15 protein-coding genes are annotated in these 14,772 nt (G+C 62.6%); 14 read left to right on the forward strand and 1 reads right to left on the reverse strand.

Annotated elements, in window-relative coordinates; all coding sequences use genetic code 11:
* The first annotated feature begins 38 nt into the window (after positions 1–38).
* The 9 genes from mnmA to LRS11_RS17780 all read left to right on the forward strand — a co-directional run bounded on the left by mnmA (position 39) and on the right by LRS11_RS17780 (position 9,396).
* Positions 39–1,166 carry a tRNA 2-thiouridine(34) synthase MnmA gene (gene mnmA, locus LRS11_RS17740; RefSeq protein ID WP_260494196.1) on the forward strand — a complete coding sequence of 376 codons (1,128 nt, stop codon included), beginning with the start codon at positions 39–41 and terminating at the stop codon, positions 1,164–1,166.
* Complete coding sequence (gene hflD, locus LRS11_RS17745; protein ID WP_260494197.1) at positions 1,163–1,783, forward strand: high frequency lysogenization protein HflD; 621 nt, start codon at positions 1,163–1,165, stop codon at positions 1,781–1,783. The genes mnmA and hflD overlap by 4 nt, the downstream gene beginning before the upstream one ends.
* A 1-nt stretch (position 1,784) precedes the next feature.
* Positions 1,785–2,642, forward strand: a complete 858-nt coding sequence (locus tag LRS11_RS17750; protein ID WP_260494198.1) for a DMT family transporter — start codon at positions 1,785–1,787, stop codon at positions 2,640–2,642.
* A gap of 86 nt (positions 2,643–2,728) precedes the next feature.
* Positions 2,729–4,099, forward strand: a complete 1,371-nt coding sequence (gene purB, locus LRS11_RS17755; protein ID WP_260494199.1) for an adenylosuccinate lyase — start codon at positions 2,729–2,731, stop codon at positions 4,097–4,099.
* 60 nt (positions 4,100–4,159) lie between these two features.
* Positions 4,160–5,326: a cupin domain-containing protein gene (locus LRS11_RS17760; RefSeq protein WP_260494200.1), complete on the forward strand. Its 1,167-nt coding sequence runs from the start codon at positions 4,160–4,162 to the stop codon at positions 5,324–5,326.
* A complete protein-coding gene (locus tag LRS11_RS17765; protein ID WP_260494201.1) occupies positions 5,319–5,744 on the forward strand; it encodes a GNAT family N-acetyltransferase in 426 nt (141 codons plus the stop codon). Before LRS11_RS17760 ends, LRS11_RS17765 begins: the two co-directional genes overlap by 8 nt.
* A gap of 141 nt (positions 5,745–5,885) precedes the next feature.
* Positions 5,886–6,515: a histone acetyltransferase HPA2 gene (locus tag LRS11_RS17770; RefSeq protein ID WP_260494202.1), complete on the forward strand. Its 630-nt coding sequence runs from the start codon at positions 5,886–5,888 to the stop codon at positions 6,513–6,515.
* Entirely contained in the window at positions 6,512–7,321 is an 810-nt protein-coding gene (locus LRS11_RS17775) for a secretin N-terminal domain-containing protein (RefSeq protein WP_173207038.1), read from the forward strand. Before LRS11_RS17770 ends, LRS11_RS17775 begins: the two co-directional genes overlap by 4 nt.
* A 479-nt stretch (positions 7,322–7,800) precedes the next feature.
* Positions 7,801–9,396 (forward strand): isocitrate lyase, encoded by a 1,596-nt coding sequence (locus tag LRS11_RS17780; protein WP_260494203.1) that lies wholly within the window; start codon positions 7,801–7,803, stop codon positions 9,394–9,396.
* On the opposite strand, the gene LRS11_RS17785 is transcribed toward LRS11_RS17780, so the two are convergent.
* Positions 9,389–9,574 carry a hypothetical protein gene (locus LRS11_RS17785; RefSeq protein ID WP_260494204.1) on the reverse strand — a complete coding sequence of 62 codons (186 nt, stop codon included), beginning with the start codon at positions 9,572–9,574 and terminating at the stop codon, positions 9,389–9,391. The genes LRS11_RS17780 and LRS11_RS17785 overlap by 8 nt on opposite strands.
* A 346-nt stretch (positions 9,575–9,920) precedes the next feature.
* Here LRS11_RS17785 and LRS11_RS17790 point away from each other — a divergent pair, with 346 nt between their 5' ends.
* Genes LRS11_RS17790 through nuoF form a run of 5 tightly spaced genes read left to right on the forward strand, consistent with a single transcriptional unit; the run spans position 9,921 to position 14,706 of the window.
* Positions 9,921–10,334, forward strand: a complete 414-nt coding sequence (locus tag LRS11_RS17790; RefSeq protein WP_260494205.1) for an NADH-quinone oxidoreductase subunit A — start codon at positions 9,921–9,923, stop codon at positions 10,332–10,334.
* Between the two features lie 10 nt (positions 10,335–10,344).
* Entirely contained in the window at positions 10,345–11,022 is a 678-nt protein-coding gene (locus LRS11_RS17795; RefSeq protein ID WP_260494206.1) for a NuoB/complex I 20 kDa subunit family protein, read from the forward strand.
* A 53-nt stretch (positions 11,023–11,075) separates the two neighbouring features.
* Positions 11,076–12,857, forward strand: a complete 1,782-nt coding sequence (gene nuoC, locus LRS11_RS17800; RefSeq protein WP_260494207.1) for an NADH-quinone oxidoreductase subunit C/D — start codon at positions 11,076–11,078, stop codon at positions 12,855–12,857.
* Positions 12,854–13,354, forward strand: a complete 501-nt coding sequence (gene nuoE, locus LRS11_RS17805; RefSeq protein WP_260496947.1) for an NADH-quinone oxidoreductase subunit NuoE — start codon at positions 12,854–12,856, stop codon at positions 13,352–13,354. Before nuoC ends, nuoE begins: the two co-directional genes overlap by 4 nt.
* The gene (nuoF, locus tag LRS11_RS17810; RefSeq protein WP_260494208.1) at positions 13,351–14,706 is read left to right on the forward strand and encodes an NADH-quinone oxidoreductase subunit NuoF; all 1,356 of its coding nucleotides are present in this window, start codon (positions 13,351–13,353) and stop codon (positions 14,704–14,706) included. Before nuoE ends, nuoF begins: the two co-directional genes overlap by 4 nt.
* Positions 14,707–14,772 lie beyond the last annotated feature (66 nt).

A 14,772-nucleotide genomic window follows, 5' to 3' on the forward strand; every position in this document is an offset into this window, starting at 1 on the left:
AGAATCGCCGTCTTTATCGCAGTCACGCCCAGATCCCTATGCCCAGCAGCACCTCCCCCAGCACCCAGCGCGTCATCGTCGGCATGTCCGGCGGCGTGGACTCTTCCGTCTCGGCCCTGCTCCTGCTCGAACAGGGCTACCAGGTCGAAGGCCTGTTCATGAAGAACTGGGAAGAAGACGACGGCACCGAATACTGCACCGCCATGGATGATCTGGCCGACGCCCAAGCCGTGTGCGACAAGATCGGCATCAAGCTGCACACCGCCAACTTCGCCGCCGAATACTGGGACAACGTGTTCGAGCACTTCCTCGCCGAATACAAGGCCGGACGCACGCCGAACCCGGACATCCTGTGCAACCGCGAGATCAAGTTCAAAGCCTTCCTCGACTACGCCCTGAGCCTCGGCGCCGATCTGATCGCCACCGGCCACTACGTGCGCCGTCGCGACATCGACGGCCGCAGCGAGCTGCTCAAGGGGCTCGACCCGAACAAGGACCAGAGCTACTTCCTGCATGCCGTCGGCGGCGAGCAGATCGGCCGCACCCTGTTCCCGGTCGGCGAACTGGAAAAGCCCCAGGTGCGCGCCATCGCTGAGAAATACGAGCTGGCCACCGCCAAGAAGAAGGACTCCACCGGCATCTGCTTTATCGGCGAACGCCGCTTCAGCGACTTCCTCAAGCAGTACCTGCCGGCCCAGCCCGGCGATATCGAGACCATCGAGGGTGAAGTGATCGGCCGCCACCACGGCCTGATGTACCACACCATCGGCCAGCGCCAGGGCCTCGGCATCGGCGGCCTCAAGGATGCCGGCGACGAACCCTGGTACGTGCTAGCCAAGGACCTCAAACGCAACGTGCTGCTGGTCGGCCAGGGCAACGAACACCCCTGGCTGTTTAGCCGCGCCCTGCTCGCCTCGGAGATCTACTGGGTCAACCCCATCGACCTGAGCAGCCCGCGCCAACTGACCGCCAAGGTGCGCTACCGGCAGAGCGACCAGGCCTGCACCCTGGAACAGACCGCAGACGGCTACCGCGCCGTGTTCGCCGAGCCACAACGGGCCGTCACCCCCGGCCAGTCCGTGGTGTTCTACGACGGTGAGGTCTGCCTGGGTGGCGGCGTGATCGAGAGCGCCAAGCCTTGGTTTGCCGGAGCCGGCCTGGTATGAGCCCGATTCAGGAACAACTGACCGCACTGGCCGCCGTCTTCGAAGCCACCACCCTGGTCGACAAGATCGCCCGCACCGGCCAGGCCAGCGAAGCCGACATCACCTGCCTGCTCGGCAGCCTGCTGGTGCGTGAGCCGAAGAACACCCTGGACGTCTACGGCGGCGATGACCTCAACCTGCGCGAAGGTTACAAGGCCCTGGCCAGCGCCCTCGAACGCAACCCGGCGAGCCTGCAGCGCGAGCCGCTGCGCTACGCCCTGGCCCTGCTCGGCCTGGAGCGTCAGCTGGCCAAGCGCGACGACCTGCTGCAGGTGATCGGCAGTCGTCTGGACCAGATCCAGCAGCAGGTCGGCCACTTCGGCTTGACCCACGAGAACGTCATTTCTTCCTGCGGCGCGCTGTACCAGGACACCATCAGCACTTTCCGCCAACGCATCCAGGTGCAAGGCGACATGCGCTTCCTGCAGCAAGCCAACAACGCGGCAAAGATCCGTGCCCTGCTGCTGACCGGCATCCGCTCGGCGCGCCTGTGGCGCCAGCTCGGCGGCCATCGCTGGCAACTGGTGTTCAGCCGCGGCAAGCTGCTCAAGGAACTCTATCCGCTGCTGCGCAGCTGACATGAGCCTCCCGTCGCGCAGCGTAAAACCCCTGCAGGGCGCTCTGCTGCTGGCGTTCTCCGCCCTGCTGTTCTCGTTGATGGGCGTCGGCATCCGCGAAGTCTCGCTGAGCGTCAACAACGAGTCGGTGGTGTTCTTCCGCAACCTGGTTGGCGTGCTGTTCTTCCTGCCGCTGGTACTGCTCAAGGGCACCCAACCGCTGAAGACCGGGCGCCTGAAATCCCACCTGTGGCGCACCACCTATGGCCTGGCGGCCATGTATTGCTTCTTCTACGCCATCGCCCACCTGCCGTTGGCCGACGCCATGCTGTTTACCTACTCGGCACCGGTATTCACCCCCCTGATTGCCTGGTGGTGGCTGAAAGAACCACTGACCCGGCGCATGCTGCTGACCACCGGCATCGGCCTGATCGGTGTGCTGCTGGTGGCCAAACCCAGCCAGGCCCTGCTCGACAGCCAGGCGCTGGTCGGCCTGGCCGCCAGCATCCTGGCCGCCTTCGCCTTCGTCTCGATTCGCGAGATGAGCAATACCGAGCCGGCCTTTCGCATCGTCTTCTACTTCGCCCTGTTCAGCACCCTGATCTCCGCCATCCCGCTGACCTGGGCCTGGCAGGCACTGGATAGCCACGACCTGGGCCTGCTGCTGGTAATCGGTCTGCTCGCCACCGTCAGCCAGATCGTCATGTCCAAGGCCTACGCCCTGGCCCCACCCGGCATCATCGGACCGATCGCCTACCTGGCCATCGTCTTCGCCGGCCTGATCGCCTGGCTGCGCTGGGGTGAAACGCCCGATCTGACTTCACTGCTCGGCGCCGCGCTGATCTTCGCCGCCAGCCTGTTATCCATCAGCCGGCGCTGAACGGTCCATCGCCAATCGCGGCTGCCGTCACGTTTTCATGTATGATGTGCGCCCTTTTCGTTGACCGACAGTCCGAGAACGCCTCCATGCAGCTCTCCTCGCTCACCGCGGTTTCCCCCGTTGATGGCCGTTACGCCTCCAAAACCAGCGCCCTGCGCCCGATCTTCAGCGAATACGGCCTGATCCGTTTCCGCGTCATGGTCGAAGTCCGCTGGCTGCAGCGCCTGGCCGCCCATGAAGGCGTCGCCGAAGTCGCGCCCTTCTCCGCCGAAGCCCAGGCCATCCTCAACGAGCTGGCGGACAACTTCGCCATCGAGCACGCCGAGCGCGTGAAAGAGATCGAGCGCACCACCAACCACGACGTCAAAGCCGTGGAATACCTGCTCAAGGAACAGGCCGCCAAGCTGCCGGAACTGGCCGCGGTCAGCGAGTTCATCCACTTCGCCTGCACCAGCGAGGACATCAACAACCTGTCCCACGCCCTGATGCTGCGCGAAGGCCGCGACGGCGTGCTGCTGCCGCTGATGAAGCAGATCGCCGCCGCCATCCGCGAGCTGGCCGTCAAGTTCGCCGACGTACCGATGCTCTCGCGCACCCACGGCCAGCCGGCTTCGCCGACCACCCTGGGCAAGGAACTGGCCAACGTGGTCTACCGCCTGGAGCGCCAGATCGCTCAGGTTGCGGCCGTGCCGCTGCTGGGCAAGATCAACGGCGCCGTGGGCAACTACAACGCTCACCTGTCCGCCTACCCGCAGATCGACTGGGAAGCCAACGCCCGCCAGTTCATCGAAGGTGACCTGGGTCTGCAGTTCAACCCCTACACCACGCAGATCGAGCCGCACGACTACATCGCCGAGCTGTTCGACGCCATCGCCCGCTTCAACACCATCCTCATCGACTTCGACCGCGACGTCTGGGGCTACATCTCCCTCGGTTACTTCAAGCAGAAGACCGTGGCCGGTGAAATCGGCTCCTCGACCATGCCGCACAAGGTCAACCCGATTGACTTCGAAAACTCCGAAGGCAACCTGGGCATCGCTAACGCACTGTTCCAGCACCTGGCCAGCAAGCTGCCGATCTCCCGCTGGCAGCGCGACCTGACTGACTCCACCGTGCTGCGCAACCTTGGTGTCGGCTTCGCCCACAGCGTCATCGCCTACGAAGCCAGCCTCAAGGGCATCGGCAAGCTGGAGCTGAACGAAGCGCGCATCGCCGCCGACCTGGACGCCTGCTGGGAAGTCCTCGCCGAGCCGATCCAGACCGTGATGCGCCGCTATGCCATCGAGAACCCCTACGAGAAGCTCAAGGAGCTGACCCGCGGCAAAGGCATCAGCCCGGAGGCCCTGCTGACCTTCATCGACGGCCTGGACATGCCAGCCGCCGCCAAGGCAGAACTCAAGCAACTGACCCCGGCCAACTACATCGGCAACGCCGTAGCCCAGGCCAAGCGCGTCTGACCGACGCTTCTTACTTGCACGCCCGGCTGTGCCGGGCGTTTTTATTTCAAAGGCTTGAACATGACTACTGATGTACCTCTGCAACTGCTCGGCGGTCTTACAGCCCGTGAATTCCTGCGCGACTACTGGCAGAAGAAACCCCTGCTGATCCGCCAGGCCATCCCTGATTTCGAAAGCCCGATCAGCCCGGATGAACTGGCCGGTCTGGCCCTGGAAGAAGAAGTCGAATCGCGCCTGGTCGTCGAACACGGCGAGCGCCCCTGGGAACTGCGCCGAGGCCCGTTCGCCGAAGACGCCTTCAGCCAGCTACCAGAGCGCGACTGGACCCTGCTGGTGCAGGCCGTCGATCAGTTCGTCCCGGATGTCGCCGAGCTGCTCAAGCACTTCAACTTCCTGCCCAGCTGGCGCATCGACGACGTCATGGTCAGCTTCGCCGCACCGGGCGGCGGCGTCGGCCCGCACTACGACAACTATGACGTGTTCCTGCTCCAGGCCCACGGCCAGCGCCGCTGGAAGATTGGCCAGATGTGCGACGCCGACAGCGCCCTGCTGCCGCACGCCGACCTGCGCATCCTGGCCGACTTCGCGCAGACCGAAGAGTGGGTGCTGGAGCCCGGCGACATGCTCTACCTGCCGCCGCGCCTGGCCCACTTCGGCACCGCCGAGGATGACTGCATGACCTACTCGGTGGGCTTCCGCGCCCCCAGCGCCGCCGAGGTACTGACCCATTTCACCGACTTCCTCGCCCAGTTCCTGCCGGACGAAGAACGCTACAGCGACGCCGGCACCGCGCCGACCGACGACCCGCACCAGATCCAGCTGGACGCCCTCGACCGCCTCAAAGCCCTGTTGGCCGAGCACATGGGTGACGAGCGCCTGCTGCTGACCTGGTTCGGCCAGTTCATGACCGAGCCACGCTACCCCGAGCTGGTCGCCGGCACCGACGTCGAGGACGACGAATTCCTCGCCGCACTCAAGCAAGGTGCCGTACTGGTACGCAACCCCAGCGCACGCCTGGCCTGGAGCGAGCTGGATGTCGGCCTGGTGCTGTTCGCCAGCGGCCAGAGCCGCCTGCTGCCGAGCAGCCTGAAGGAACTGCTCAAGCTGATCTGCGCCGCCGACGCCCTGCACAGTGACAACCTCGGCCAATGGCTCGCCGACGAAGAGGGGCGTAAGCTGCTCTGTGAACTGGTCAAGCAAGGCAGCCTGGAGTTTGCTGATGAGTGAGATTCACGTCCGCCTAGCCCACTGGCAGAAGGACAATGCCGAGCTGCGGCGCATCCGCGAAGCCGTGTTCATCGCGGAACAAGCGGTGCCGGCAGAACTCGAATGGGATGACGAGGACATCGAGGCCGTGCACTTTCTCGCCCTCGAAGGCGACTACCCGATCGGCACCGCACGCCTGCTGGCCGACGGCCAGATCGGCCGGGTTTCGGTGCTCAAGGATTGGCGTGGCCTGAAAGTCGGCGACGCCCTGATGCATGCAGCCATCGCCGAAGCGGAAAACCGCGGCCAGCGTGAACAGAAGCTCAGCGCACAGGTGCATGCCACGGCCTTCTACGAGCGCCTGGGCTTTCACATCGAAGGTGCCGAGTACCTGGAAGCCGGCATCCCCCATGTGATGATGGTGCGCCATAGCGACTAGAACCCGTTTACGATCTTCTGGCCGTCGGCCATACGGCGTTAAAAACAGCCTCGGAATGCTCATTTACAGCTGCTTCCTCGGCTATTTTTGCCTTGTCTGGCTCTAGTCCAAAAGATCGCAAACGGATTCTTAGAGGTTCGGATGAACGACGAAAACGCCCCGCCCGACGAAATCCAGACCGAATTGCCGGCCATTGATTTTCAGTCGCCGGGGCGTTTTGCCGTGCACAATCCGGCCAGCCCTGGCGCCATCCCGGAACAGCGCGAACCCGCCCCCTTCCAGCTTGGCGAACACCAGGCCCTGCAGCGTTTCAGCAGCGCCGAAGAAGCCCAGGCCCATGCCCTGGCTCTGCTGCAACAGAGCCGCAGCAGCCTGTGTCTGTACACCCCTGACCTCGAACCCTGGCTGTACAACCACAGCAGCGTGCAGGACGCCTGTACCCGCTTCCTCCTGGCCAGCCCGAAGAACCGCCTGCGCATTCTCGTGCGCGATGTCTCGCGCCCGGTCAAGCAAGGCCATCGCCTGCTCAACCTGGCGCAGCGCATCAGCAGCAACCTGCATATCCGCCGCCTCAACCCGGACCACCCCAGCGAGGAAATCGCTTACCTGCTGGCCGACGCGCGCGGCCTGCTGCTGCGCTCGCACCCCGAGGACTACGCTGGCTATGCTTTGTATAACGACCCCGGCCGCTTTCGCCTGCAGCAGGCACTGTTCGACCAGGCCTGGGATATCAGCCTGCTAGACCCTGACCTACGGAGCTTCCTGCTATGACCTTGCGCGCCTGCCTGGCTGCCCTGCTGCTTGTCGTCAGCCTGCCATCACTGGCCGCCACCGAGCTGATTCAGCTGAACTACCGCACCGCCGACGAGGTGATCCCGGTGGTGCAGTCGGTGCTCGACGGCCAGGGCAAGGTCAGCCCCTACGGCAATCAACTGGTGGTCAACGCCTCGCCGGAAAAGATCCAGGAAATCCGCAACCTGCTCGGTCAGCTGGACACAGCGCCACGGCGCCTGCTGATCAGCGTCGATACCAGCGAATCGGGCTACCAGGACAACGAAGGCTATGCGGTCAATGGCTCGGCCAGCATCGGCGACGTCGACATAGAAGCCGGTCGCGGCGAAGTGCATGGGCGCGATCAGGTACGCATCATTCGCCGCAGCACCGACAGCCAGCGCGGTGGGGTGCAGCAGATCCAGACCACCGAAGGCTACCCGGCACTGATCCAGGTCGGCCAGAGCGTACCGCTGACCACCACCAGCACCGGCCCGTACGGCCAGGTCTACCAGAACACCCAGTACCGCAATGTCACTCAGGGCTACTACGTCACCGCCAGCCTGACGGGCGAAATCGTGCACATCAGCATCAGCAGCAACAACGACCGCATCAGCCGCAATCAGCCCGACGTAATCGACGTGCAGAGCACCGACACCCGGGTCAGTGGCAGACTGGGTGAATGGATCACCCTGGGTGGCGTCAGCGAACAGAGCCAGGGCAATAACGATGGCTTCCTGCGTCGCCACTCCACCCAGGGCGCCAACGACATGAGCATGCGCATCAAGGTTGACGCACTGGACTAGCCACAGCGGCCCTATCAGGGCATGTAGTGGCGACGCACGGCCACTACAAAATCGTTGACGAACACCCGTTTGAAGGGCATCATGACCCCGCTCCCGCTAGCCAGGGGCTCTGTAGAAGAGCCTCCAGATCGGCTCCGTACCACCATTCGGAACGATCCGTGTTTTAACAGCCCACAAGGCGTTTCGACGAGGTTGCGACTGGAACGAAAGTTGTCCTGAGGGACGGGGAAGCCTAAGCGTATAAGTAAGACCGCCAGACCAGTGCAGCGCACAGCCCAACGGTTTCCACGAACCGGCAAGCAGCGCCACCTGATCGACGGACTGCTTGCTCGTATCCCCCCTCCTCTCTGCTCCACTCTCGTCTCGGTCGATATTTCGACGTTCTGCTTTGTGTCGCCCGCAACACTGCAAGCTTTTTGCACGTTGGTTTTGGGTGGGAAGTCGGTGCTCAACCAAACTCACACTTTGAAGGATTGACCATGTCAGCTTATCAAAACGACATCAAAGCCGTTGCCGCACTCAAAGAAGCCGCCGGCAGCAGCTGGAGCGCTATTGACCCGGAGTCCGTGGCTCGCATGCGTGCCCAGAACCGCTTCAAAACCGGTCTGGAAATCGCTCAGTACACTGCCGACATCATGCGCAAAGACATGGCTGAGTACGATGCCGACTCCTCCGTCTACACCCAGTCGCTGGGTTGCTGGCACGGCTTCATCGGTCAGCAGAAGCTGATTTCGATCAAGAAGCACCTGAAGACCACCAACAAGCGCTACCTCTACCTGTCGGGCTGGATGGTTGCTGCTCTGCGTTCGGATTTCGGTCCGCTGCCGGATCAGTCCATGCACGAGAAAACTTCGGTTTCCGGCCTGATCGAAGAGCTGTACACCTTCCTGCGTCAAGCCGACGCCCGTGAACTGGACCTGCTGTTCACCGCCCTGGACACCGCTCGCGCTGCTGGCGACAAAGTCAAAGCAGACGAAATCCAGGCTCAGATCGACGGCTACGAAACTCACGTCGTACCGATCATCGCCGACATCGACGCTGGCTTCGGTAACCCGGAAGCCACCTACCTGCTGGCCAAGAAAATGATCGAAGCGGGTGCTTGCTGCATCCAGATCGAAAACCAGGTTTCCGACGAGAAGCAGTGCGGCCACCAGGACGGTAAAGTCACCGTTCCTCACGCCGACTTCCTGGCCAAGATCAACGCTGTTCGCTACGCATTCCTCGAGCTGGGCATCGACAACGGCGTGATCGTTGCTCGTACCGACTCCCTGGGTGCCGGCCTGACCAAGCAGATCGCTGTTACCAACCAGCCGGGCGACCTGGGCGACCAGTACAACTCCTTCCTGGATTGCGAAGAAGTCTCCCCTGCCGACCTGAAGAACGGCGACGTCGTTCTGAACCGTGAAGGCAAGCTGCTGCGTCCGAAGCGTCTGCCGTCCAACCTGTTCCAGTTCCGCGCTGGCACCGGTGAAGCACGCTGCGTACTGGACAGCATCACCTCGCTGCAGAACGGCGCTGACATGCTGTGGATCGAAACCGAGAAGCCGCACGTTGGCCAGATCGCTGCCATGGTTGACGAGATCCGCAAGGTCATCCCGAACGCCAAGCTGGTCTACAACAACAGCCCGTCCTTCAACTGGACCCTGAACTTCCGCCAGCAGGTATTCGACGCGTTCGCTGCCGAAGGCAAAGACGTTTCTGCCTACGACCGCGCCAAGCTGATGAGCGTCGACTACGACGAAACCGAGCTGGCCCAGGTTGCTGACGAGAAGATCCGTACCTTCCAGCGTGATGGCTCGGCTCGTGCCGGCATCTTCCACCACCTGATCACTCTGCCGACCTACCACACCGCCGCGCTGTCCACCGACAACCTGGCCAAAGGGTACTTCGCAGACCAGGGCATGCTGGCCTACGTGAAAGGCGTTCAGCGTCAGGAGATCCGTCAAGGTATCGCCTGCGTTAAGCACCAGAACATGTCCGGCTCCGACATCGGCGACGCTCACAAAGAGTACTTCGCTGGTGAAGCAGCTCTGAAAGCCGGCGGCAAAGACAACACCATGAACCAGTTCAGCTAAGAACCGGTTCATCGGCCAGGGCCACGCCCCGAACCGAATGTGTTGCCAGAAAAACCCCAGCAGCGATGCTGGGGTTTTTCGTTTCTGGCTCAATAACGCCGAATCCAACCAGAGAAAAAGCGCTAGAGAGCATGCAAAGCTCAGCCGAGAAGCGACTCGAACCGTAAAAATCAGTCATTTATCTGTTCTGCAAAAATTCAGAACACACTGATCACAGTCTGGAAAAACCAGCACCTGTAAACAATTACCGACAGATATCTTTCATAAAGGCGTCAAGCTGCTCCAGATAAACGCCAGAAAAGCCATCAGACCAAAGCATTAGAGCCCCTTCCAGCGACCACAGGCCAGGCGCCTCTAGGCCTGCACGACCTCTGCAAGAGCGCAGTCCGTTCATTTTTTTATTCAGAAAAATTTACTTACTACGCCATGCGCGCATAAAATTGCGCCCATACTTTGCAGGGCAACCCGAGCCGGGTTGTACCTCTCCATAATAGAAGGCCGTCCCTTACCCAAGGAGAACCGGCATGCCTGATGCGGTAACGACCATGTCCCACAACTGGGCTTTTGCCATTTTCCTGCTCGGCGTCTTCGGGCTCATCGGTTTCATGCTCGGTCTTTCCAGCCTGCTGGGGAGCAAAGCCTGGGGGCGCAGCAAGAACGAACCCTTCGAATCCGGCATGCTGCCCGTTGGCAGTGCACGCCTGCGCCTCTCGGCAAAGTTCTATCTGGTCGCGATGCTGTTCGTGATCTTCGACGTTGAAGCCCTCTTTCTCTTCGCTTGGGCAGTCTCGGTGCGCGAAAGCGGCTGGGCCGGCCTGATCGAAGCTACAGTTTTTATAGCAATTCTGTTGGCAGGTCTTGTCTATCTTTGGCGTATCGGTGCGCTCGACTGGGCACCCGAGGGTCGTCGTAATCGGCAGGCGAAGCTAAAACAATGAGGCTTTGGCGATGCAATACAAACTTACTCGGATCGATCCGGATGCGCCTAACGAGCAGTATCCGATCGGCGAGCGGGAGACTGTCTCCGACCCGCTGCTAGAAGACCAGGTCCACAAGAACATCTACATGGGCAAGCTCGAAGATGTTCTCAGCGGTGCGGTGAACTGGGGTCGCAAGAACTCCCTGTGGCCGTACAACTTCGGTCTGTCTTGCTGTTACGTGGAAATGACCACCGCCTTCACCGCGCCGCACGATATCGCGCGCTTCGGTGCGGAAGTCATTCGTGCGTCCCCGCGCCAGGCCGACTTCATGGTCATCGCCGGCACCTGCTTCATCAAGATGGCGCCGATCATCCAGCGCCTCTATGAGCAGATGCTGGAACCCAAGTGGGTGATTTCCATGGGCTCGTGCGCCAACTCCGGCGGCATGTACGACATCTACTCGGTAGTCCAGGGGGTCGACAAGTTCCTCCCGGTCGACGTCTATATTCCTGGCTGCCCGCCCCGCCCCGAAGCATTCCTGCAAGGCCTGATGCTGCTGCAGGAATCCATCGGCAAGGAGCGTCGCCCGCTGTCCTGGGTCGTTGGCGACCAAGGCGTTTACCGTGCCGACATGCCGTCGCAGAAAGAACAGCGCCGCGCAGAACGCATCGCTGTAACCAACCTGCGCAGCCCAGACGAAGTGTGATCCGGCTCTTCGAGCCTGCTCACTGACGCCGTACACCGATAGCGACCGAGACCATGACTGCAGACAGCATTCTGTCCATTCCGCCATACAAGGCCGACGACCAAGATGTGGTCATCGAGCTGAATTCCCGCTTTGGTGCCGAGACCTTTACCGTCCAGAGCACCCGCACCGGCATGCCGGTGCTGTGGGTTTCCCGCGACCGCCTGATCAATGTCCTGACCTTCCTGCGCAACCTGCCGCGCCCCTACGTCATGCTGTACGACCTGCATGGCGTCGACGAGCGCCTGCGCACCCAGCGCCGCGGCCTGCCGGGCGCCGACTTCACGGTGTTCTACCACCTGATGTCGGTCGAGCGTAACAGCGACATCATGATCAAGGTCGCCCTCAAGGAAGGTGACCTCAACGTCCCCACCGTCACCGGTATCTGGCCGAATGCCAACTGGTACGAACGCGAAGTCTGGGACCTCTACGGCATCACCTTCCAGGGCCACCCGCACCTGACCCGCATCATGATGCCGCCGACCTGGGAAGGTCACCCGCTGCGCAAGGACTACCCGGCGCGCGCCACCGAATTCGATCCGTTCAGCCTGACCCTGGCCAAGCAGCAGCTCGAGGAAGAGTCGGCGCGCTTCAAGCCGGAAGACTGGGGCATGAAGCGTGGCAGCGAGCACGAGGACTACATGTTCCTCAACCTCGGCCCCAACCACCCGTCTGCCCACGGTGCGTTCCGCATCATCCTGCAGCTGGACGGTGAAGAGATCGTCGACTGCGTACCGGACATTGGCTACCACCACCGTGGCGCCGAGAAGATGGCCGAGCGTCAGTCCTGGCACAGCTTTATTCCGTACACCGACCGCATCGACTACCTCGGCGGGGTGATGAACAACCTGCCGTACGTGCTCGCCGTGGAAAAACTGGCCGGCATCAAGGTGCCGCAGAAGGTCGACGTCATCCGCATCATGATGGCCGAGTTCTTCCGCATCACCAGCCACCTGCTGTTCCTCGGTACCTATATCCAGGACGTCGGGGCGATGACCCCGGTGTTCTTCACCTTCACCGACCGCCAGCGCGCCTACAAGGTGATCGAAGCCATCACCGGTTTCCGCCTGCACCCGGCCTGGTACCGCATCGGTGGCGTCGCCCACGACCTGCCGCGTGGCTGGCAGGGCCTGGTCAAGGAATTCGTCGACTGGCTGCCCAAGCGCCTCGACGAGTACACCAAGGCCGCCCTGAAAAACAGCATCCTGATTGGCCGTACCAAGGGCGTGGCCCAGTACAACACCAAGGAAGCGCTGGAATGGGGCGTCACCGGTGCCGGCCTGCGTTCCACCGGCCTCGATTTCGACCTGCGCAAGGCACGCCCGTACTCCGGCTACGAGAACTTCGAATTCGAAGTGCCGCTGGCCGTCAACGGCGATGCCTATGACCGCTGCATGGTTCGCGTGGAAGAGATGCGCCAAAGCATCAAGATCATCGACCAGTGCCTGCGCAACATGCCGGAAGGCCCGTACAAAGCGGATCACCCGCTGACCACGCCGCCGCCGAAAGAGCGCACCCTGCAACACATCGAGACCCTGATCACCCACTTCCTGCAAGTCTCCTGGGGCCCGGTGATGCCGGCCAACGAGAGCCTGCAGATGATCGAGGCGACCAAGGGCATCAACAGCTACTACCTGACGAGCGACGGCAGCACCATGAGCTACCGCACCCGGATTCGCACGCCCAGCTTCCCGCATCTGCAGCAGATCCCTTCGGTGATCCGCGGCAGCATGGTGGCGGACCTGATCGCGTACCTGGGCAGTATCGACTTCGTTATGGCCGACGTGGACCGCTGATTATGAGCACCCTGATCCAGACCGACCGTTTTGCCCTGAGCGAAACCGAGCGCTCGGCCATTGAGCACGAGATGCACCACTACGAGGACCCGCGCGCGGCGTCCATCGAAGCCCTGAAGATCGTGCAGAAAGAGCGCGGCTGGGTGCCGGACGGCGCCGCCGATGCCATCGGCGAAGTCCTCGGCATTCCGGCCAGCGACGTCGAAGGCGTGGCCACCTTCTATAGTCAGATTTTCCGCCAGCCGGTGGGGCGCCACATCATCCGCGTGTGCGACAGCATGACCTGCTTTGTCGGCGGCCACGAAAACCTGCTCGGCAGCCTCAAGGACAAGCTGGGCATCGTTCCCGGCCAGACCACCGCCGACGGCCGTTTCACCCTGCTGCCGGTGTGCTGCCTGGGCAACTGCGACAAGGCCCCGGCGGTGATGATCGACGACGATACCTACGGCAACCTCGACGCCAAGGGCATCACCCAACTGCTGGAGGGCTACGTATGAGCATCAAAACGCTGACCTCCATCGGCCCGGCCAACACCATCGCCCGCAACGAAGAAACCCACCCGCTGACCTGGCGCCTGCGTGACGACGCCCAGCCGGTATGGCTCGACGAGTACCAGGCAAAGAACGGCTACGCTGCCGCACGCAAGGCCCTGGGCGAAATGGCCCAGGCCGACATCGTGCAGACGGTCAAGGACTCCGGCCTCAAGGGCCGCGGCGGTGCGGGCTTCCCCACCGGCGTGAAGTGGGGCCTGATGCCCGCCGACGAATCCATGAATATCCGCTACCTGCTGTGCAATGCGGACGAGATGGAGCCGAACACCTGGAAAGACCGCATGCTCATGGAGCAGCTGCCGCACCTGCTGGTGGAAGGCATGCTGATCTCCGCGCGCGCGCTCAAGGCCTATCGCGGCTACATCTTCCTGCGCGGCGAGTACGTCGACGCGGCCACTAACCTCAACCGCGCCATCGAAGAAGCCAAGGCCGCCGGCCTGCTGGGCAAGAACATCCTCGGCAGCGGCTTCGATTTCGAGCTGTTCGTCCACACCGGTGCCGGCCGCTATATCTGCGGTGAAGAAACCGCGCTGATCAACTCCCTGGAAGGCCGCCGCGCCAACCCGCGTTCCAAGCCGCCCTTCCCCGCCGCCGTCGGCGTATGGGGCAAGCCGACCTGCGTGAACAACGTCGAGACCCTGTGCAACGTGCCGGCAATCGTCGCCAACGGCGTCGACTGGTACAAGACCCTGGCCCGCCCAGGCAGCGAAGACATGGGCACCAAGCTGATGGGCTTCTCCGGCAAGGTGAAGAACCCGGGCCTGTGGGAACTGCCTTTCGGCCTGCCCGCCCGTGAGCTGTTCGAGGACTACGCCGGCGGCATGCGCGACGGCTACAAGCTGAAATGCTGGCAGCCCGGTGGCGCCGGTACCGGCTTCCTGCTGCCCGAGCACCTAGATGCCTCGATGTACGCCGCCGGCATCGCCAAGGTCGGCACCCGCATGGGTACCGGCCTGGCCCTGGCCGTGGACGACAGCGTCAACATGGTCTCGCTGCTGCGCAACATGGAAGAGTTCTTCGCCCGCGAGTCGTGCGGCTGGTGCACCCCATGCCGCGACGGTCTGCCGTGGAGCGTGAAGATTCTGCGCGCCCTGGAGCGCGGCCAAGGCACCCAGCAGGACATCGACACCCTGCTCGGCCTGGTCAACTTCCTCGGCCCCGGCAAGACCTTCTGTGCTCATGCACCGGGTGCCGTCGAGCCATTGGGTAGCGCAATCAAGTATTTCCGTCCGGAGTTCGAGGCTGGCGTGGCCAGCAGTAGCGCCCCGGCAACGACGGGGCAATTCGCCCCCGCGTGAAGTTTTGCGTGACGGTGGCCACTCACCCGGCCCCGTGACACACCGTGATTCCATTAGCCAAGCCCG

This window comes from Pseudomonas sp. J452 (genome assembly GCF_024666525.1).
GTDB lineage: Bacteria > Pseudomonadota > Gammaproteobacteria > Pseudomonadales > Pseudomonadaceae > Aquipseudomonas.

Excerpts from the sequence above, each read along its gene's own strand:
- mnmA (WP_260494196.1), top strand. The coding sequence starts at position 39 with ATGCCCAGCAGCACCTCCCCCAGCACCCAGCGCGTCATCGTCGGCATG.
- hflD (WP_260494197.1), top strand. The coding sequence starts at position 1,163 with ATGAGCCCGATTCAGGAACAACTGACCGCACTGGCCGCCGTCTTCGAA.
- LRS11_RS17750 (WP_260494198.1), top strand. The coding sequence starts at position 1,785 with ATGAGCCTCCCGTCGCGCAGCGTAAAACCCCTGCAGGGCGCTCTGCTG.
- purB (WP_260494199.1), top strand. The coding sequence starts at position 2,729 with ATGCAGCTCTCCTCGCTCACCGCGGTTTCCCCCGTTGATGGCCGTTAC.
- LRS11_RS17760 (WP_260494200.1), top strand. The coding sequence starts at position 4,160 with ATGACTACTGATGTACCTCTGCAACTGCTCGGCGGTCTTACAGCCCGT.
- LRS11_RS17765 (WP_260494201.1), top strand. The coding sequence starts at position 5,319 with ATGAGTGAGATTCACGTCCGCCTAGCCCACTGGCAGAAGGACAATGCC.
- LRS11_RS17770 (WP_260494202.1), top strand. The coding sequence starts at position 5,886 with ATGAACGACGAAAACGCCCCGCCCGACGAAATCCAGACCGAATTGCCG.
- LRS11_RS17775 (WP_173207038.1), top strand. The coding sequence starts at position 6,512 with ATGACCTTGCGCGCCTGCCTGGCTGCCCTGCTGCTTGTCGTCAGCCTG.
- LRS11_RS17780 (WP_260494203.1), top strand. The coding sequence starts at position 7,801 with ATGTCAGCTTATCAAAACGACATCAAAGCCGTTGCCGCACTCAAAGAA.
- LRS11_RS17785 (WP_260494204.1), bottom strand. The coding sequence starts at position 9,574 with ATGACTGATTTTTACGGTTCGAGTCGCTTCTCGGCTGAGCTTTGCATG.
- LRS11_RS17790 (WP_260494205.1), top strand. The coding sequence starts at position 9,921 with ATGCCTGATGCGGTAACGACCATGTCCCACAACTGGGCTTTTGCCATT.
- LRS11_RS17795 (WP_260494206.1), top strand. The coding sequence starts at position 10,345 with ATGCAATACAAACTTACTCGGATCGATCCGGATGCGCCTAACGAGCAG.
- nuoC (WP_260494207.1), top strand. The coding sequence starts at position 11,076 with ATGACTGCAGACAGCATTCTGTCCATTCCGCCATACAAGGCCGACGAC.
- nuoF (WP_260494208.1), top strand. The coding sequence starts at position 13,351 with ATGAGCATCAAAACGCTGACCTCCATCGGCCCGGCCAACACCATCGCC.